Source organism: Streptomyces sp. NPDC091292, from assembly GCF_044757265.1.
GTDB lineage: Bacteria > Actinomycetota > Actinomycetes > Streptomycetales > Streptomycetaceae > Streptomyces.
In genome coordinates this window covers 1-18,891 of the sequence record NZ_JBIVUQ010000026.1, presented here as the reverse complement: position 1 = coordinate 18,891, position 18,891 = coordinate 1, and the positions used below count along the sequence as shown (strand labels likewise).

The 18,891-nt window shown below is 68.7% G+C and carries 19 protein-coding genes; 4 read left to right on the top strand and 15 right to left on the bottom strand.

Features of this window, described 5'->3' with window-relative positions; all coding sequences use genetic code 11:
* Positions 1–10: 10 nt before the first annotated feature.
* The 8 genes from ACIQNU_RS38595 to ACIQNU_RS38560 all read right to left on the bottom strand — a co-directional run bounded on the left by ACIQNU_RS38595 (position 11) and on the right by ACIQNU_RS38560 (position 9,165).
* A complete protein-coding gene (locus tag ACIQNU_RS38595) occupies positions 11–1,612 on the bottom strand; it encodes an amino acid adenylation domain-containing protein (RefSeq protein ID WP_401375789.1) in 1,602 nt (533 codons plus the stop codon).
* Positions 1,613–1,707: 95 nt separating this feature from the next.
* Positions 1,708–3,090 (bottom strand): class I adenylate-forming enzyme family protein, encoded by a 1,383-nt coding sequence (locus tag ACIQNU_RS38590; protein WP_401375786.1) that lies wholly within the window; start codon positions 3,088–3,090, stop codon positions 1,708–1,710.
* 5 nt (positions 3,091–3,095) lie between these two features.
* Positions 3,096–4,922, bottom strand: coding sequence for a beta-ketoacyl synthase N-terminal-like domain-containing protein (locus ACIQNU_RS38585; protein WP_401375784.1), 1,827 nt, complete (start codon positions 4,920–4,922; stop codon positions 3,096–3,098).
* The gene (locus ACIQNU_RS38580) at positions 4,919–5,440 is read right to left on the bottom strand and encodes a 3-hydroxyacyl-ACP dehydratase FabZ family protein (RefSeq protein WP_401375781.1); all 522 of its coding nucleotides are present in this window, start codon (positions 5,438–5,440) and stop codon (positions 4,919–4,921) included. The genes ACIQNU_RS38585 and ACIQNU_RS38580 overlap by 4 nt, the downstream gene beginning before the upstream one ends.
* The gene (locus tag ACIQNU_RS38575; RefSeq protein ID WP_401375779.1) at positions 5,427–5,918 is read right to left on the bottom strand and encodes an acyl-CoA thioesterase; all 492 of its coding nucleotides are present in this window, start codon (positions 5,916–5,918) and stop codon (positions 5,427–5,429) included. Before ACIQNU_RS38575 ends, ACIQNU_RS38580 begins: the two co-directional genes overlap by 14 nt.
* Positions 5,915–7,291 (bottom strand): aminotransferase class III-fold pyridoxal phosphate-dependent enzyme, encoded by a 1,377-nt coding sequence (locus ACIQNU_RS38570; RefSeq protein ID WP_401375776.1) that lies wholly within the window; start codon positions 7,289–7,291, stop codon positions 5,915–5,917. Before ACIQNU_RS38570 ends, ACIQNU_RS38575 begins: the two co-directional genes overlap by 4 nt.
* 17 nt (positions 7,292–7,308) lie before the next feature.
* Complete coding sequence (locus tag ACIQNU_RS38565; RefSeq protein WP_401375774.1) at positions 7,309–7,590, bottom strand: acyl carrier protein; 282 nt, start codon at positions 7,588–7,590, stop codon at positions 7,309–7,311.
* A gap of 513 nt (positions 7,591–8,103) precedes the next feature.
* On the bottom strand, positions 8,104–9,165 hold the full coding sequence (locus tag ACIQNU_RS38560) for a LacI family DNA-binding transcriptional regulator (RefSeq protein ID WP_401375772.1): 1,062 nt from the start codon (positions 9,163–9,165) through the stop codon (positions 8,104–8,106).
* 139 nt (positions 9,166–9,304) lie between these two features.
* Here ACIQNU_RS38560 and ACIQNU_RS38555 point away from each other — a divergent pair, with 139 nt between their 5' ends.
* The 4 genes from ACIQNU_RS38555 to ACIQNU_RS38540 all read left to right on the top strand — a co-directional run bounded on the left by ACIQNU_RS38555 (position 9,305) and on the right by ACIQNU_RS38540 (position 12,760).
* Complete coding sequence (locus tag ACIQNU_RS38555) at positions 9,305–10,651, top strand: MFS transporter (protein ID WP_401375770.1); 1,347 nt, start codon at positions 9,305–9,307, stop codon at positions 10,649–10,651.
* A 90-nt stretch (positions 10,652–10,741) separates the two neighbouring features.
* Entirely contained in the window at positions 10,742–11,518 is a 777-nt protein-coding gene (locus tag ACIQNU_RS38550; protein ID WP_401375768.1) for an SDR family NAD(P)-dependent oxidoreductase, read from the top strand.
* A gap of 10 nt (positions 11,519–11,528) precedes the next feature.
* Entirely contained in the window at positions 11,529–11,969 is a 441-nt protein-coding gene (aroQ, locus tag ACIQNU_RS38545; RefSeq protein ID WP_401375766.1) for a type II 3-dehydroquinate dehydratase, read from the top strand.
* Positions 11,966–12,760, top strand: a complete 795-nt coding sequence (locus tag ACIQNU_RS38540) for a sugar phosphate isomerase/epimerase family protein (protein ID WP_401375763.1) — start codon at positions 11,966–11,968, stop codon at positions 12,758–12,760. The genes aroQ and ACIQNU_RS38540 overlap by 4 nt, the downstream gene beginning before the upstream one ends.
* 102 nt (positions 12,761–12,862) lie before the next feature.
* Here ACIQNU_RS38540 and ACIQNU_RS38535 read toward each other — a convergent pair whose 3' ends face one another.
* The 7 genes from ACIQNU_RS38535 to ACIQNU_RS38505 form a co-directional block, all read right to left on the bottom strand.
* Positions 12,863–13,372 carry an SUKH-4 family immunity protein gene (locus ACIQNU_RS38535; protein WP_401375761.1) on the bottom strand — a complete coding sequence of 170 codons (510 nt, stop codon included), beginning with the start codon at positions 13,370–13,372 and terminating at the stop codon, positions 12,863–12,865.
* Between the two features lie 528 nt (positions 13,373–13,900).
* Positions 13,901–14,428 carry a hypothetical protein gene (locus tag ACIQNU_RS38530; protein WP_401375758.1) on the bottom strand — a complete coding sequence of 176 codons (528 nt, stop codon included), beginning with the start codon at positions 14,426–14,428 and terminating at the stop codon, positions 13,901–13,903.
* Positions 14,429–14,845: 417 nt separating this feature from the next.
* Positions 14,846–15,190: a helix-turn-helix domain-containing protein gene (locus ACIQNU_RS38525; protein WP_401375984.1), complete on the bottom strand. Its 345-nt coding sequence runs from the start codon at positions 15,188–15,190 to the stop codon at positions 14,846–14,848.
* Positions 15,191–15,625: 435 nt separating this feature from the next.
* The gene (locus ACIQNU_RS38520) at positions 15,626–16,813 is read right to left on the bottom strand and encodes a helix-turn-helix domain-containing protein (protein ID WP_401375755.1); all 1,188 of its coding nucleotides are present in this window, start codon (positions 16,811–16,813) and stop codon (positions 15,626–15,628) included.
* A 6-nt stretch (positions 16,814–16,819) separates the two neighbouring features.
* Positions 16,820–17,257, bottom strand: a complete 438-nt coding sequence (locus tag ACIQNU_RS38515) for an NUDIX domain-containing protein (RefSeq protein ID WP_401375753.1) — start codon at positions 17,255–17,257, stop codon at positions 16,820–16,822.
* Between the two features lie 256 nt (positions 17,258–17,513).
* Entirely contained in the window at positions 17,514–17,705 is a 192-nt protein-coding gene (locus ACIQNU_RS38510) for a DUF397 domain-containing protein (protein ID WP_401375750.1), read from the bottom strand.
* On the bottom strand, positions 17,692–18,579 hold the full coding sequence (locus ACIQNU_RS38505) for a helix-turn-helix domain-containing protein (protein WP_401375747.1): 888 nt from the start codon (positions 18,577–18,579) through the stop codon (positions 17,692–17,694). The genes ACIQNU_RS38510 and ACIQNU_RS38505 overlap by 14 nt, the downstream gene beginning before the upstream one ends.
* Between the last annotated feature and the right edge of the window lie 312 nt (positions 18,580–18,891).

Below are 18,891 nucleotides of genomic sequence, written 5' to 3'. Positions count from 1 at the left end.
TCAGTCGGCCTCAATTGGCGGAAGGATCGGCGTTGCCCTGACCGCTCGCGGCGGCGCGGCGGTCCAGCTTTCCGCTCGGCGTCCTCGGCAGGGACGGGACCAGCTCGACACGGGCCGGCACCATGTACGCGGGCAGCTTCCCGCGCAGGGCCGCGAGCATTTCCGCCGTATCCAGCTCCCCCGATTCGGCCACCGCGAGGGCCAGCAGGTGCCGGTCGTCTCCGGGGCCGTCCGCCACGACGACGACCGCTTCGGCCACCCCGGGCCACTCCTTGACCAGGCTCTCGATCTCTCCCAGTTCGATCCGGAAGCCACGGATCTTCACCTGGGTGTCCCGCCGGCCGAGGCACTGGAGGTTGCCGTCAGCCCCGACCCGGCCCAGATCCCCGGTGCGGTACGCGCGTACGGCGGCGTCGTCCGGATCGGGCCGGTAGCTCTGGGCGGTCCGTTCCGGCAGCCGCAGATAGCCGGGCCCGACGCAGTCGCCGGAGATCCACAGTTCCCCGACCTCGCCGTCCGGGAGTGTGGTGCCGTCCTCGGCGCGGACGATCACCCGGCTGCCGTCGATCGGCGCCCCGATGGGCGGCAGTCGCGGCCAGGTCGCAACCTCCGCCGGGAGCGCGTACCAGGTGGCGACATGTGTTTCCGTCGTGCCCCACTGGTTCACCAGCCGGCAGTCGGGTAGCCGCTCGAACAGCGTCCGGAGGTGATGTCCGCACTGCATCTGCTCGCCCGTGCTGAGGATTTCGCGCAGCGGGTGCAGGGCGGGGGTCGCCTCGTCGGCGAAGAGAGCGAGGGACTGGAGCATCACGAAGGGCAGGAAGAGCCGGTTGACGCGCTCGCGGGCGATCAGCTCCCACAGCAGGGAGGGGTCGATACGTTCGTCCTCCGTGCAGCAGACGACGGTGCCGCCCTCGCCCAGCGCGGTGAACACCTCCTGGAAGATGACATCGAAGGACGCCGGGGAGAACTGGAGGGTCCGGTCACCCGCCCCGCACCGGCTCGCCGATATCTGCCAGGCGACGAGGTTGGCCAGGTTGCGGTGCTCGTAGAGAACCCCCTTCGGCCGGCCGGTCGACCCGGAGGTGTAGACGATGTAGGCGAGGTCTTCACCCGAGACGGCGGGCAGCGGGCGGTCGGGTTCGGACGCCGGACGGCGGTCCGGATCGGCGGTGAAGACCAACCTCCCGTCGGTGGCCGGCGGGTGCGGGCGGCCCAGGCGGGCCAGCGGTTCGGCGTGCCCGATGACCAGCCCGGCACCCGCGTGGTCGCACATGTAACGCAGCCGGTCCGGTGGGTAGGACACGTCGAGCGGGACGACGACGCAGCCCGCGCGCAGGGTGCCGATGATCGCGGCGATCAGATCGGCGGAGCGCTCAAGATGGAGTCCGACCGCTTCACCGGGACGGGCTCCCAGCCGCAGCAGTTGCCGGGCGATGCCTTCCGAGCGGCTCCACAACTGCCGGTAGGTCAGCGCGGCCTCGGCGGACGTCACCGCCGGTGCGTCCGGAGTGGTGCGCACATGGTGGGCGACCCGGACGAGTACGGGCGGCAGTCCGCCGTCCGGGCCGGTCGTCGGGTGGGTGGGCGCCAGGGCGGGTTCGGCGGTCATCGAGGTGGTCTCCCTTGTGCCGTGGCCGGGTGGGGATGGAGCGGCGCGGTGACGTCCCGTGCGCGAACGGCGGCAGGGGCCGGACGCGGCGGGGCTCATTTGTGCCAGGTGGCGGCCGACGCCGGCCGCAGGGTGATGCGGTGCGGTCGTTCGGTGCGGAGCAGGAGTCGGTGGAGCGTCCGTCTGATGTCGGCGGCCAGGGCGGCGCTCGGGTCGGTCACGTACACATCGAGGTCGTAGCGGCGCTCGCCGTCCTCCATGTGCACCCGGGTGGTTGACCTGAGCACCCCGGGAATGGCATCGGCCGCCGCGCGGACCGAGGGCAGCCACACCTTCTCGCCGTTGATGACGACGGAGTCGGCCAACCTGCCCTGGAAGTAGTGGTAACCGTCCGCGTCGATGGTGAAGAGGTCACCGGTGGCGATGGTCATGGGCGCGACCAGCGGACCGCTCCGGTCGTCCGGGACCCTGCGGCGGAGCACCGTGCCCGACTCCACCAGGAGTTCCTGGGAGCCGTCGGTGAGCCCGGACGGCCGCAGCCGGGTACGCACCCCGGGCAGCGGGAGGCCGCTGGAGGCGAACCGGCGGGGCGGCTCGCGGTGCGCCGCCAGGGTGGTGACGCGCGGCCCGGCCTCCGTGAGGCCGTAGGTGAGGTACAGCTCCCGTCCGGGTCTGGACGCCAGAAGGGCGGGGACCTGGGCCGGTGGCAGCCGGTCCCCACCCACCGTCAGGGCGCGCAGGGTGTCCGGCAGGACGACGCCCTGTTCGATGAGGTGGGCGACGGCGGTCGGGGTGAGGGACGAGACGTCGGCACGGTGGGTGCGCAGCGCGTCGGTGTAGGCCCGGGGCGTGAACGGCGGGCCGGAGACGACCAGGCGTGAGCCGCGGACCAGGGCGGCGAGCGCCTGCGCGACCAGCGCGTACGAATAGTGCAGCGGAAGGGTGAGCAGTACGGTGTCGCCCTCCCGCTGGCCGATGGCGTCCGCGTGCCGGGCGGCGTTGAGCAGCAGCGCGTCGATGCCGTGCAGGCAGCCGCTGGCGAGGCCGGAGGTGCCCGAGGTCATCAGGATGACCTCGCCGGGCGAGTGGCGGCGCGGTTCACCCCAGGGGAACCGCAGCAACTCGGCGTCCCCGAGCGGGCGGGGAGCCGTGGCGCCGTAGCGTGCCGCGTCGATTCTGGGCGCGATCAGGGCGTCCGCGCCGAGGCGCGGGGCCACCTCGGTGATCCGGGCGGAACTCGATGCCGGGGCCAGGGGAACCGGGACACCGCCGTGGAGGAGCACCGCGAAGAAGAGGGTGAGCAGAGGCGTCCCGTTGGGCATCGCGATCAGGACGGGCGCTCCCGCGCGCAACTCCGCCCCGGCCAGGCCGTCGAGGACGGCCCGCAGCGGCCGGGCCGGACGGCGCCGGTCCACCTCCACGATGTCGCCGAGGAACCCCTCGATCACGTCCGGGTCCGGGAGGGCGAAGGCAGGCATGGCGCTCATCCCCGGTCGGCCGAGGCGGCGCGCGTGTGGGGGGCGAGGATCGAGCACTGTACGAGGTGCCGCCGCCCTTCCGGCTCCTCGTGGGCGCAGAGTACGACGTAGGAGGCGGCGCCCGACCGCAGCCAGGACCGGGCGACAGTGTGCGCGGCGGACAGGCCGGCCTCGGGTGTGGTCGAGAACGTCAGCGACGGCCCCTTGAAGCCGTGCAGCAGACAGACCAGACTCCCCGCACTGCCCGGACTCGCACCGGCGAACCGCAGCGGGGACACCCGCCCCGAGGGCACGGAACGGGCGACCGCCTCCATGGTGCGCAGCGTGCACTCGGCGCTGACCAGGATGGTGGCGACGTCCTCCCGGACCGCCAGGACGTCGTCGGCGCACCCGGACAGCGCGTCCTCGACCGCGTCGGCGACCAGCCAGGCCAGCGGATCGGCGTACAGGGACGGGATCCGGCTGCGGACCACGGTCAACTCGTCGCGGACGGCGCGGCCGTGACCCACGGCGACCATGCCCGCGCCTTCGGGGGGAACCTCGCGGGCCGCTTGCCTGGGAGGCGCCGGGTCGGGAGGCAGGGCTTCTGGAGTGGTCGGCTCGGGTGTCGCGCCCTCGAACACCAGGCAGGTGTTGAAGCCGCCGAAACCGAGCGTCGTACTCAGCCCGAGCCGGCCGGTGAACGCGGCGGGGCCGCCCACGGGCACCGGCAGCGCGAAGTCCGGACGGACCCGGGTGAGACCGTGGACCGGCGGTACGGCGCCGTCCCGGAGGGCCAGCAGAACGGTGATGGCCTCGATCGCGCCGGTCGCCCCGAGCGTGTGCCCGAACGCCCCCTTGGTGGCGAACACGGTGGGCCTCCCGGCGGCGGGGCCGGCGCCGAACAGCCGTGTGTAGCCTAGTGCTTCGACCGCGTCATTGGCGGGCGTGCCGGAACCGTGGGCGTTGATCACATCGACGTCCGCCGCACCGCGGTTCGCGGCCCGTAGCGCCCGGGTCACCGCACGGACCACGCTCTCGCCACTCGCGTCGGGAGCGGCGGGGCTCACCGCGTCGTTGGCCGAGCCCGCGCCGACGAGGAAACCGTGCGCCCGAGCGTGCCGCGCACGGGCCGACCGGCCGGACTCCAGGACCACGAACGCGGCACCCTCACCGAGGATCGTGCCGTCGTGGCGGGTGTCGAACGCCCGCAGCGACGTGGGGGACATGGTCTCCAGTACGGAGTGCCCGAGCCGTTTGGCCGCGGTGAGGATGTCCGCCCCTCCGCAGACACAAATGTCCTCCGCTCCGCTCCGGATGAGTTCCATGGCGACCAGGAGGCTGTCGGAGCCGGAGGAGCAGGCGGTGGTCACGGACAGCGGGTCCTTGACCATGCCCAGGGCCCGCACGGCATCGACGGCCCAGCGATCGAGCCGCCGTACGCCGAGCGAATCCGTATCCGTGGCCGCGCCCGTATCCATGTCCACGTCCACACCCGTATCCACGTCCATGTGTGGTCCGTAGCTGGTGCCAAGGACCGGACGCAGGCGGGGGTCGGCGAGGTCGAGTCCGGCGTCCCGTACGGCCGCGGCGACGGTGTCGCGGGTGAGGGCCTGCTGGCGTTGGACCGGGCTCATGGACATCGGCAGGCCGGCCAGGACCGCCGCGTCGGTGTTGCGCAGACGGTGCTCGGTGCGAGCGGGCCCGATACCGGTCCGGCCCTCAAGCAGGGCGGTCCAGACTTCGTCCAGCCCGGATCCGAGCGCGGTCGTCCACGCCATCCCCGTGACCCAGATGTCTGTGGCGTCCGGCGCCGGAATCGGCTCCGTACCCGGATCCGGGCTGGCAGTCACCACAACTGCTCGCCCAGGTCCGTGATCTTGGACCGTACGAGCGTGCCCTTGAACGCCGCGACGAGGGCGTCGTCCACCGTCGCCCGGCAGGAGAACGCGAAGGTGTTTCCGCTGATGCGGTCACTGCGCACATCGAAGACCACGCGATCGCCCGGAACCACGACACGGGTGAACCGTGACTTCACGGAGCCGATGAGGGTGATCTCGTCCTCGGCGAGGCGGGAGGTGCTGAGCTGGTAGAGGATGATGCCGGACTGGGCGAACGCCTGGGTCAGGTGGCTGGCGGGGAAGACGGCCCGCTCGGGGAAGTGTCCCGCGAACACGTCCATGGTCCCGGAGACCGACATCAGGCTCTTGAGGTGGACCCCGGGCTCGTAGTCGAGAATCCGGTCGAGGTAGAGCATCGGGTGGCGGTGGCGGAGCCAGTCCTTGAGCTGGGTGAAGCCCATGGTCCTCGTCGTCGCCGGTGTCGCCGACTCCTCTGTCCGCGCGGAATCGGCGGAATCAACCGTCTGCATGGGCAGCGCACTCCTTGAGTATGGTTCCGGCGTTTTCGGGGAGCAGAGACGGCGCTCCCGTCGAGATGGCCACCGTGCCGAACAGCAGGCGGCCGGAGGCCAGCAGCACACTGTCGTCGCCGGGATTCTCGCGGGAGTTCTCGCGGGTGGTCGCTCGGGATATCTCCCGGAAGACCTTTCCGGAGATCTGGAATCGGGCCGGCCCCACCTTTTCGACATCGACTTTGACGCGTATATGGTCGAGGAAACGGGCCGAGGCGTGATAACGCATGGACACATCCGTGGCCACGAGGTCGAGATCCGCGCGGGCGAATCCGTCGAGCCCGATACCGAGCCGCTCCAGGTTTTCCAGCGTCGCGGTTTCGAGCCAGGAGAAATAACGGGAGAAGTGGACGACGCCGGACGCGTCGGTGTCGACGTGCTCGACGCGCCGCCGAACCGCGGTCATCGTTTTCCGGTCGAGACCGGGGGCGTTCACGCACACGCCTTGAGAAAGGCGGCGGAACCGGCCGCCAGCCGTTCCACCATCACATCCGCGTCGGCGGTGGTGGTGATGAGGGGAGGCGCGACCCGCATGGTCGGGAAAACATAGGGAAGGCCCCCTGACCGCCGCCCGGCACCGGCCATGAATTCCACGAACACACCGTGACGGATCATTGTCTCGCGGAAATCGTTCAGCCGGTCGGCCGCGAGCTTCGTCACCTCCACGCCGTGCATGACGCCGACCCCCCGGTTCTCCTTGTAGAGATCGGGGAAGGCGGCGACCAGTTCCTGACGCAGCCGCGCGGCCAGATGCTCGCCCAGCGTCCGCGACCTCTCCAGCAGCCCCTCGGCATGGATGTGCTCCAGGCCCGCTCCGATCACCGCGCAGGTGAGGGGGCGCAGATCCGAGGTGGAGATGGCGCCGGTCGCCCGTACGGTCAGATGCCGGCGAGCGATGACGAGTGAGGTCGACAGCGCGCCCATGCCGAGGCTCTTGCCCACCACCGAGATATCGGTCGGAATGGGCCCGTACGCGTCGGCCATCCCGAAGAACTGTCCGGTCTTGGCGAAGGTGAGAACCTCGTCCGCCACCAGCAGGACATCGTTGTCGGAGCACAGTCGCGCGATCTCGCGCAGATAGCCGGGGGGCGGTACGAGGATGCCGGCGTCGCCCTGGACGGGTTCGATCACCACCGCGAGCAGGCGCTCCCCGTGGTCCGCGAAGAACTCCCGCGCTCGCTCGGCTTCCCCGAAGGGGATGTGCCGGACGGTGAAGCCGAACTGCTCAGGCGCCACGGTGGGCAGCCCGACCCGGTAGTGCCGCCGGTTCAGCAGCGGCAGCAGGCCGCCGGTCCAGCCGTGCCACGCGCCCTCGAAGGCGAGGACGATGTCGCGTTCCCCGCGCCCCTCGGCAGGCCGCAGCCGACGACGGTCGAAGCGGGACTCCAGCGCCAGCCGCAGCGCCAGCTCGATGCCTTCCGAGCCGGAGTTGCGTCCGCTGACGTGGTACTCGTCGGCCGGGAACTGCCCGGCCCACAGTCCGGCCTCGCCGAAGAGCCGGTCGAGCAGCCGCGAGCGTTCCAGGGAGGCGATCTCGTCCGTGGCGTAGCCCGCCTCCTCCACGGCCCGGACGAGAGCGGCGCCGACCACCGGAGAGCCGGCGCCCAGACACGCGCTGGCGTAACCGCCACTCGCGTCGAGGACCTCCAGCTCCCGGCCCTGATGCGGGCCGCTCAGCTCGACGAAACGGTTGACCAGCCCTTTTGCGCCAAGACTGCCGAACGGAAGGCGTGAGCCGTACTGGTCCATGTGCAGATCGCGGTCGAACCACGGCTCGACCGTCCGGGTGGTGCCGTATGCGTGCGTCATATCGGTCGGCCGCCGTCTCAGTCCGTCGCCGTGGCGGCGGTTTCGAACTGGGCCTCACGCAGGCGCAGTACCAGGTCGGAGATCGTGCGGATGCTGGTGAAATGCTCGGGTGCGAACTCGTCGTCGGAGATCTGCACCGCGAACTGCTGCTCGCAGGTGACGCGCAGTTCGAGGAATCCGAGCGAGTCAAGACCCAGCACGTCTCGCAGTCCGTCGTCGACACCGATCTGACTCTCGGGGATCTCGACGAACAAGTCGTTTATCAGAATCGATCGGATGGCAGCCTGAATGTCGTTCATTGCATACTCTCTTTCACCTTGCATGCAGTGGGAAGCGGCACTCGAATGTGGCGAACAGGGAGAGGGAATTCCGACCGTAATACCAGCGAACAGTTACTGCTTGGTACGAGGTGAGTAGGGCCGATAATGCGGCGTACGTCAAGGCGCGGACCTGGCCTGACGCGATGACTCTACCCGCCGCAATTATCCAGCTCAACCCCCGAGTTTTGATCCGACCCACACTTTTCCGAGCGACCCCGAGGCCATCTCCCATTTACCCCCCGGACGCCACACGTAAATAGCCCCGGCCTTTCGCTCGGATTTGCCCTGTTGTAAATCCGAGGCAATCGTCAGCAATTGTGGCCAGAACGGTACGTCACCATTTGAACCGCGAGGAGAGGTGGCCGCTCTACGCCCTTTCCACCGCTCTTGCGGTGGATGGGCATATAAGGAAGTAAATGTTCACTGGTGGCCGGCGGCCGTCATCGCGAGCCGATCGATCGGGGCTCCCACTGAGAGTGGCCCTCCCGGCCCTCACCCGGCGGGCGCTGCGCTCCCCCGGTGACCGGCCGGCTTCGGTGCGGGGCCCGTGGACCCGCGGATCTGGAGATGCGCGGGCAGGGTCAGGCGCTGCGGTGGACCGGCCCGCCGGGTGGCGGCGGCGATCAGCAGGTCGACGGCCTGGCGCCCGGCATCGTCGAGGGGCGCGGCCAGTGTGGTGAGCGGTGGAGCACAGAAGTCGGCGCCGAAGATGTCGTCGAACCCAGTCACACTGACGTCGTCCGGCACGGCCACACCGCGCTCGGCGAGCCGCCGCAGCGCGCCGATGGCGAGCAGATCGTTGTGCGCGATCAGCGCGGTGGCCCTGGTGCCCAACGCGGCGTCCGCAGCCGCCCCGCCGCCCTCGATGGCGGCGGGGAACGGGCCCAGCCGGGTGATCGTGACGCCCAGGTCGAGCGCCGAGGCGGCGATCGCCGACCACCGCTTCGCGGCCGACCACGACTCGCGTGGACCACCGAGGAACGCGAGGTGCCGGTGGCCGAGGGAGTGCAGATGCTCGACGATCTGACGCGGCCCGTCGGTGTGGTCCGTGACGACGCTGCTCAGCCCCTCGGACACCCGGTTGACCAGCACGATCGGCTTGACCCGCGCGTAGTCGGCGAGTTGTGCCGTCGGCAGCCGGCTCGCCGCGACGACCAGCCCGTCGACCGAGGTCAACGTCCGCTCGATGACCTGCTGTTCGGCCTGCCGGGAAAGGTGGGCGTCACCGAGCAGCAGGGTGTAGCCCGCCGTCGTCGCCTGGTGCTGGGCGCCTCGGATGAGCGTGAAGAAGTGCGGGTTGGTGATGTCGGAGACGATGACCCCGAGGGTCGATGTGCGGCCCGACTCCAGTGCTCGGGCCGCCGCGTTGGGGCGGTAGCCGAGCCGCCGGGCGGCCTGCTCGACATGCTCGCGTGTGGTGGCGTTGACGCGGCCCGGATTGCTGAACGTACGCGACACGGTCGATATCGCGACACCGGCGGCGGCGGCCACGTCGGCGAGTGTCGTGGGTTTCGGCGGCTCGCCCCGGCTCGGGGGTGTGGGTCGGCTCGGCATGGGGGTGACTTTACGGCCGGTTGGCAAACTTTGGCAAACGCTTGCCACGGCTGACGCACCGGTCCTACCTTCTGGGCACCACGATTCCAGTGGCGCGAGGCCCGAAACGGGGATCGCCACGTCTACCAGGGAGTTCTCGATGGTCGATGAAGCCCATCCTGTTGTGCGCACGCCCAAGAAGGCGGCGATCGCGGCCTGGATCGGAAGCGCGCTGGAGTACTACGACTTCTTCCTCTACGCCTCGGCATCGGCGCTGATCTTCCCGACGGTGTTCTTCCCCGAGGGGAACGACACGGCCGCCCTGCTCGCCTCGCTGGGCACGTTCGGCGTCGGCTATCTGGCCCGCCCGGTGGGGTCCTTCTTCATGGGGCACCTCGGCGACCGGATGGGCCGCAAGAAGGTCATGGTCCTCACGCTGGTGATGATGGGCGTGTCCACGTTCCTGGTCGGCTGCCTCCCCGGCTACGGCCAGGTGGGGATGCTCGCCCCCGCGCTCCTGGTGATCCTGCGGCTGATCCAGGGCTTCTCCGCCGCCGGGGAGCAGGCGGGGGCGAACTCGATGTCGTTCGAGCACGCCGAGGACCACCGGCGCGCGTTCGTCACGAGCTGGACGCTCGGTGGCACCCAGGCCGGCCAGATCCTCGCGAGCGCGGTGTTCATTCCACTCGCCGCTGGACTGTCCGACGACGCGCTGTACTCGTGGGGCTGGCGGATCCCGTTCTTCCTCTCGGGCGCGATGCTGATCGTGGGCCTGCTGATCCGGCGGTACCTCGAAGAGCCCCCGGCGTTCGCGGCCGAGCGCAGACGGGGAACCGTCGCCCGCACCCCGTTGCGCGAGCTGTTCACGCACTACCGGCCGCAGGTACTGCGGGTGTTCGCGGCGGCCCTGATCTCGAACATCGGCACGATCGTCGCGGTCTTCGCGCTGACCTTCGCCACCGGTGACCGCTACGGCATCGGGATGTCGAAGTCCGTACTGCTGTGGGTGGCCGCGGGCGGCAACGGGCTCGCGGTGCTCACGATCCCGCTGCTGGCACTCCTGTCGGACCGGATCGGCCGCAAGCCCGTCTTCGTCGCCGGCAACGTCGCGTGTGCGGTGCTGGTCGCCCTGTTCCTGTGGTCGATCAGCACGGCGTCGGTGCCGCTGGTCGTCATCACCGGAGTGCTGCTGCTGGGTGTCGGCTACGCCGCGACGCTGGCGGTCTGGCCGGCCACCTACGCGGAGATCTTCCCGACCCAGGTCCGGCTGTCGGGCATGGCCGTCGGCACACAGTTCGGCTTCGCCACGGCCGGGCTCACACCGCTGATCACGGCGGGCATCGCCGGGCACTCCCCCGACGGATGGATGCCGGTGGCGGTGTACGCGGTCGTCATCTGCGCGTTGTCGTCGGTCGCGGTGCTGGCGGGACCGGAGACCTACCGCACCCCGATGGCGATGCTGGGCAGACGAACCGCGCGCAAGCACGACGAGTCCGTCCACGCCTGACGGCACAGCGGAAACCTGTCGGCGGAACAGGGCAGTGGAACAGGGCAATGGAACAGGAAAGGGGAGGAACGGACCATGGAGGGTACGGACATGGAGAGAACGGACACGGAGGGATCGACACCGCGAGTCGCCGTCGTCACGGGCGCCGGCGGTGGACTGGGCTCGGTGATCGCAGGCGAACTGGCGCGTGACGGATGCCGGGTGGTGCTGGTGGACCGCGACCGCACCGCGGCCGAGCAGACCGCCGCCGCGATCGGCGGCGCGGCGGCGATGGTCCGAGCCGTCGACATCACCGCCCAGGGCGAGGTGCGGGAGCTGATCGACGACATCGGTGCCCGGTTCGGGCGGCTCGATGTCCTGGTCAACAGTGCGGGTGTGGAGCGAGTGCACCCGCTGGAGACCCTCGACGAGTCCGACTGGGACCTCACGATGGACGTCAACGTCAAAGGCCCCATGCTGCTGAGTCGTGCGGCGGTCCCCTTGTGGCGCGAACAGAAATCCGGCGCCGTGGTCAACATCAGCTCCCGCGCCTGGTCCGGCGGGTCCGCCAATGCCTCGTACGCCAGCTCGAAGGCGGCACTGGTGGGGCTCACCGTGTCGATGGCCGTCGAACTCGGTCCGCTAGGTGTACGCGCCAACGCGGTGGCCCCGAGCTTCGTACGCACCCCGTTCAACGAGAGCCGGACCGACGTACCGGACCTGGCGGGCATGATCGAGCGTTACACCGCCTTCACCCCCCTGCGCCGCCTCATCGACCCGAGCGACGTCGCCCACGCGGTCACGTTCCTCGCCTCCGAACGCGCCCGCAACATCACCGGCGAGGTGCTGCACGTATGCGCCGGCTCGCAGCTTCCCCCGGTTCCCTGAAAGGACCTCCATGCCACGACTGCTGGTACTGAACGGCACGAACCTCAACATGCTCGGCACCCGGGAGCCGAACCTCTACGGCAGCGACACACTCGCGGACGTCGAGCGTCTGGTGAGCGAGCGCGCCGCCGAGCTGGGTTGCTCGGTGGAGTTCTTCCAGAGCAACCATGAGGGCGTGCTCATCGACAAGCTGCACGCGAGCCGGGGCATGGCGGACGGTGTGATCGTCAACGCCGGTGCGCTGACCCACACGTCCGTCGCACTGCGCGACGCGCTGCTCGCGGCCGAGCTGCCGATCGCCGAGGTCCACATCACCAATGTCCACAAGCGAGAGGCTTTCCGGCACCACTCCTATATCTCCGACATCGCCGAGGCCGTCGTCGTCGGCGCGGGCGTTCACGGTTACGTCTACGGCCTGGAGATCCTGCACAGGGCATGGAACCGGCGATGACCGAGCTGACATGCAGCGCCAACACGCTCCGGTTCGCCGATCTGCCGACACGGGCCGCAGCCGCCGCCGGGGCCGGGTTCACCGGCATCGGGCTGCGTCTGGACGACTACCGTCACAGCGGCCACCAGGACAGCCGCGTACGCGAACTGCTCGACGAGCACGCCCTGCGGATCCTGGAGCTGGAACACACCTGGGACTGGGCCGCCGGCGAGCCGGGACCGGAGGAGGACACCCTCTTCCACCTCGCGGACACCATCGGCTACCGGCAGCTCAACGTGACGATGTTCGAGGAGCATCCACCTGACGAGGTGACCACCGCCTTCGGACGGCTGTGCGACCGCGCCGCGGACCACGGTCTGCTCGTGGGCCTGGAGTTCCTCCCCTACAGCCGCGTCCGGACTCTCGCGCAGGCGTGGCGTGTGGTCGCGGATGCCGACCGCGACAACGGCGGCGTACTCCTCGACCTGTGGCACTGGCACCGCACGGGCACGACCCCGGCGGATCTCGCCGGAATCCCGCCCGGCCGGATCACCTCGCTGCAACTCTGCGACGTGCTGCCACAGCCCATGCCGGACGCCAAGCAGGAGGCACGCCACCACCGGCAACTGCCGGGGCAGGGCGCGGGTGGCACCGGGGCGGTGGTCGCCGCCCTGCGCCGACACGGTCTGCGGTGCCCGGTCTCGGTCGAGGTCTTCTCCGACGAACTCGACCGTTTGCCCCCCACCGAAGCGGCCCACCGCGCAGCCACCACCGGGCGGAGGTGCCTACGAGAGGGCGGCTGGCCGGGATAGGCACCGGGCCGGTGATCCCGCCTCATCCATGCGATCCGTGAGTATCGGCGACGCAAGGATGAACCGAAACGCTTCGGACGGCAGCTCGGGGACTCGTCCGGATCACGCCTCCCAGTCCGCATAGTCCCCGATCGCCACGTCGTCGCAGAAGGTCTCCCAGAACCCGTCGTGCGCGAGAGCGGTCCCGTCGATGCTGGAAACGAGCCCGCGCAATTCCCCCGCCACCTCCTCGAACCTCTCCTCGTCGCCCTCCGCATAGAACGGGAAGCGTGCGATTACGGCCTCGACACATCGGCTGAAGGAGTCGAGGTCGCGGTTCACATGACGGGTCGTCGACGACTCGACGTCGGGGATCCGCACCACATGACCACTGGCGACGTCGACGGCGATACGTCCGAGCAGGCCACTCGTCGCGATGGCGACCAGCCCCCGTTCACCGATTCCCCCGAAGTGCACCGGCTCGCTCAGTGGCCGGTACTCGTATCCGATCAGCCCGCCCGGGATACCTGTCTCCCTGAGATCGACAGCGATCTGGGTGGGCACCTCGGGTGGCGTCTCGACAGTGATAAAGACGAACTCAGGCTTCGGCAACTGCGGCAGGGTTCGGCTCACGGGAAGATCCTCTCCCGATGGATTGCCCGGCAACAGTGGTGGGCCCGCGAGGTGGGCAACTCCTGCTGGTCAGCGGACCCGACATCACCTGTTGGAGTTCAGTAGCTCGTCGAAACCGGGCCGGGTTCAGGGAGATGGCCGCGCGGCGTGCGGTCGCGAGTCGAGCGGCAGGGCGGCATGTGGCGCTCCATCGATCGAAGGACGACCAGAGGTCATAGGCGACCCCCTCGCGCCGGTTGATCCAGATCCAGTAGGTGAGCTTGACCGGCAACTCGGGCTGACGTTGACCTACGACCATGAAACGCAAACGATGCTGGCCCTGTTGCGGCAGGGAAGGTAACCAACGAGGCTCACGGGCGGGTGGGTTGAGACTTCAAACACCTCCCTCAGCGGCGCGGGGACCTTGTGCGCTACGGAGGCCGATACCGTCACCCGGTCAGTGGCCACGCTGAAAATGCTCACTGACTCGCCTCAATGCCCACGACGGACGACTGCGGCCAGTTCTGGGAAGCGTCGGCTCCTCACTGCTCAGCAGTCGTAGCGGTGCGCGCTCGGCATGTCCGGGCACTTGGCGCAGACGAAGAGGTACACACCGCCGAGGTCGCCCATGTCCATCCCGTGGCCGATGGCGTCGACGTCCGTGTCGGCGGACTCGGTCCACTGCCTGGGGCCCGAACCTTCGGGTTTCCGTTCGTCGAGCGGGAACCAGCGTCCTTCGACCGGTTCCGTGGCGGTAATGCTGAGAAGGTGGTCCATGCGCCGGCCGCAGCGGCAGTACGGCCAGTCGGGCTGCTGGAGCCAACCCGGATACCCTCCGACCTTACTCTGGACGGTGGTAGCCATCTCGTAGTACGAGACGCCGTACGCCTCCTCGATCTCGTCGAACCGTTGGCTCAAGTTCTGGGAAAGGCCCTCCGGCAGGTCCCTGTTCGGGTACTCGACCACCCGCGTCGGTGTCACCGTGCAGGGCCGGGGCACGAACTCCTCTTCGTACTCGTACGGCGCCGGCGGGTCCGACAGCACCCCCGTGCTGCGACCGTCTGTTCGCTGCGCCAATACACCTTCGGCAGTGCAGCCCCAACCCCGTCATCGTGGATCAAGGGGCACCAAACGACCTGCAACACGTCCATGCCCGCCGGGAACGGCAGCTCAGGCACATCCCGTGCATAGAGTTGCACGACCGGCACCATCGCCACCGGCTCAGGCCCGACCACCTCGGTGGGAGTCTTCAGCGGCTTCCAGTGCCCTGGCGCCGCACACAGCGGCCAAGGCTCGTCGGCCGGCCACAGCAGAGGCCCACCGATGGAACTGGCACACACACCAGGTTCGCCACTTCGCGGATACAGAAGGATCGTTTCCCGCCCAAGGCCGACGAGTTCCGGTATCAGCGACTCCACGTCGAACGGCCCCGAGGGGATGCGGTAGGACATGGTGCATTCCTTCTCTGATCAGCCCTGAGGATGCCCCTCAGGGTCAGATAGTCAGCGTGCTCACATGGTTTCGGAGTCGACGTTGCTGAGGGGTAACGAAGTCCGCGAACTCCAGCGACTCTCTTGCGGCCTGGCTCACTCTGCCGTGGCGGCTGCCCCCGTCGCCGCCTTCAGTACGAGCCAGATCGGGCAACAACGTGGGAGCCAACGAAGAGGGGACGCCCAGGCCCTCCAGGAAGCGCCGCGTTTTCATGGCATCCGTCAACCTGCGGGATCCGCTCTCCAACTGCGAGAGATACCCCTGCCGGACGCCGACCACGGTCGCCAAACGCGCCTGAGTGAGTCCGGTTCGTTCCCGGATCAGGCGGCTGAGGCGTCCTAGATCCATGGCCGCGAGGGCCTCCCGCACATCCGGAGAACGCCAGACCGCATCCGGGATGATCACATCAGGCACATCAGCCGCCGGCGCATTGCGCCGACATGTGGCGCAGTAGTCCCCTTCGTGGTTGTAGCGGCTGAGCCGACATTTGCATCCACGACAGCGGCGTTCCGTTGTCACCTCTCGTCGTCCCCCTCCTGAACTGGGCCTGATCGAAATGGTGGGCGGCATAGGCAGTATTGCCCACGCAATATTGCGCCTGCAATGTGCGGGATCGCCTTCCTGGGACCACTCTTGACGCTTCATCGGCAATCGCCGCTCGCCTATTCGGCGGCGCGGACGACGAGTGGAGGGAGGCAAGTTGTGGAGTTGCAGAAGCGGGAGGTACCCGCTCCCTGCTCCGGCAGGCGTGAGCATTCAGATCTGTCGGTCGCCCTTGGAAACTTACGCCGCCATCTCGGCTCGCAGTTGGCAGAGCGCCCGTGCTGCGGCTTCGTGGGGCGAGGGGAGCAACAATCCGGTGGCGCGCAGCACGCGCTGGAGTTGGTGAGGCAAGCGCTGTTCGGCGGCTTCGTGTACCGCGTTGGTGAACAGTTCTCCGGCTCCGGCATGGTCTCCGGCGAGCATGCTGACGCGTCCGACGGTGATCAGTTGGATGACGCGCCACTGGGGTGCGACGGCGATGGTCGGGGTGGGTGCGGCGCGCTCCGCCTGCGATACGGCCTCGCGATTGCGCCCCGTGCCGACGAGTCCTCGCATGTGGATTTCGCTCAGCGCGACGGGGTTGAAGAGGCTTGTGTGGTCAACCTCGTCCAGCATGCGGTTGGCCTCCTTGATCGTGCGGTCGAACAGGGGCGTGCTTCCGAGTGCTCCGGCGGCTCGGGCGAGCAGGGGGAGCACCGCCGCTCGGGCGCCGCGGCTGGGGGCGAGTGTGGCGGCGCGGGTGAGGCGGTCGACGGCTGCTCCGTGGAGGCCGGCCTTTCGCAGCTCGTTGCCGTGCATCCGCAGCACCGTCCAGGTCAGCGCGGGATCATCGAGTCTCCTGGCGATGTCAAGGCTCTTGGCGGTCCAGTGTGCGGCGGTGCTGAGGTGCTCTTCGGGCAGGACGTTGCCGAGCGCGGTTCCCAGGCCGAGGCGGGCGCGGGCGAGGAGATGGAGTACGTCGTGTTCGGCGTATCCCTCGTCGACCCGGGCTTCGAGGCGGGCGACGAGAGGCCACAGTTCGGCGACGGCTTCGGATGCGTGTCCCGACTGGCGGGCGATCTCGGCGAGGCGCACGGTGGATTCGCCGAACTGGATCACCGCTCGGTGGTCGCTGTCGGCTGCGTCGGTGATGCCCAGGGCGTGTGGCGGCAGGGAGAGCGACTGGGCTACGTGGCGGAGCGAGCCGAGATCGGTGAGCCTGCGTTTGCGGAGTTCGAGGGCCGAGATGTAGGTCTTGTCGTAGCCGAGCAGTGTGGCGAGGTCGAGCTGGCTCTGGCCGTGGACCTGCCGGTGGAACCGGAGAATCGCGCCCAGGTCCCGGGTGGCGAGAACGTCCTGGGCCTGTGGTGTTGCCCAGTGCCAGGTGATGTGTCGCGCCAGAGGCCGCGGGGTCAGGGACGCTGGGGTGATGCCCGGGGGCGGTGGCATTGCGGCCTACCTCTCGGCGTACCAAGTGGCGATGGCCCGCTTGTATCCGTCGGGCATGCGGAGTTCGGGGACTTGGCCGGCGGTGAAGAGCGCGACTTCCTTGTGCTCGTGGCTCACGACGGGGGGCACGTCCGGGGTCAGGACGATGCATCCGTACGTGACGATGAGGACGCGGCGGCCGGGAATGGGCTCGTAGATCCACGTGCCGCCCGCGAGGAGCCGGTCCGCCTTCACCTGCCACCCGGTTTCCTCTTCGATCTCACGCTGCACGGCGCTCTCCGGGCTCTCGTCCGCGGGGGCCGAACCATCGGGCTGGCCGATCTCCAGCCGTCCGCCGGGCAGTTCCCATTCGTGTCTCTCGTTGCGCAGGAGCAGGACGCGGTCCTGGTCATCGAGTGCGACGCCCTTGACGGAGACCGGCCACAACGGGGGCGTGTATGCCATGGGGAACCTCGTGCTGACGGGGACGGACGAGCTGACGCAGACGGCGCGCGGCCTCGTGAAACGGGCCTTCGGAACGTAGCACGCAGCCTGCAACGCCCTGGCCCCGTGACCGATTTGCCCGAGTCGACAATCTGTCGCTGTACGAGCCGACCTGGCCGCCCCGCATGAGCAACGCCCCCCGTACGGCCTTACGGCCGTTACGGGGGGCGCCTTTCGACTTGGGGCAGTCGTCGTTCCGGATTACTACGGGCAGGGCTTACAGCTCGCCCACGACCACGCTGCCGATGAATGCTTGCCACCCTTCAAAGGTGCTGGTCAGAACCGGCCCCGCCTGCTCCTTGCTGTCTCGCATGGCGACCACATCGCCGAGGTGAGCCACCTCAACGCAGTTGCCGTTGCCATTGCTGTAGCTCGACTTGAACCACTCGGCGCTCTCAACCCTTTTCATAGCTCCCTGCTACCTCAGAAATCAGGCGCCGCGACGCCTGCTCACCTAGCGATGCTTCCCAGATGCCGGTAAAGGCCGCGTCGTACTGTTCCACCTCCCGTTCCTTGTCCAGATACAGGCCCCCCGTGTACCCATCCGCGTAGACCGTCGGTGGCTCGGTCGCAACCCCGTCACCGGTCAGCGGGAACCGGAGGATCACAAACGGGCCCGTGACGACTCCCTGGTGCATCCCAGCAGCGAAGGGCGTCACACGGATCGAGATGGTTGGCAGCTCCGCGACGTAGACGAGGTGCGCGAGTTGCTGCGCCATCACCTCGCGACCGCCGATGGGGCGACGCAGCACGGCTTCACTTAGCGCAACGCGCAGCACCGGCGGATCGGCGACTCGGGTCAGATGGGATTGACGCTCGATGCGCAGGCGCACGCGTCCATCAAGGTCCGCGTCGTCAATCCCTCGGATGTGCGTGCGGATGACCTCGCGCGCGTACCCGTCGGTCTGAAGCTGCCCAGGAATGATGTCGCTCTCGTACAACGACAGTGATTCTGCGGCCTCTTCGAGACCTACGTAGACGTCGAACCCCTCGGGGATCAAGTCGCCGTACGCGTGCCACCAGCCGCGCGCCTTGGTCTCCTTCGCGAGCCCCATCAGCGCCTCGGTGAGGTCTGGCGGAGCGCCGTACACCAGGCACATTGCCTGAACGTCGAGACTGCGCAGCGGAGTTTGACCCGTTTCGATGCGCCACATCTTCGCTTCGGACCACTCCAACTTCTTGGCGGCAGCACGCACCGTCAGGCGAGCCCGGTTGCGCAAGGCTTTGAGATTTCGCCCCAGTTGACGGCGCGGCACAGTCGATCCGGTCGGACCCTCAGCCATGTCCCACCCCTTCTCCAGAACCCAGTATGAGGGACTTCCGCCCCTCGCGATGAAAGATGCTCGGCGCTCGCTCCGCAGCACAAGGCATCAGTTCGACACATTGCAAGCGGTACACCGCCATGAAGTCTTGCACGGCGGAGATTTCACCGTGCAATCTGGGAATCCACTCTCCGTGAGCGATCGTTCCGCTACACGCCGTGCCAACCTGCGCAAGTCGGGATCGTGTCCCTTGTCGTGGTGTAGCCGATCAGCTGGTCGGCTTGTTCGTGGTGTTGGGGAGTGCGGGGGCGCTTTCGGGGAGCTCTGGGTAGA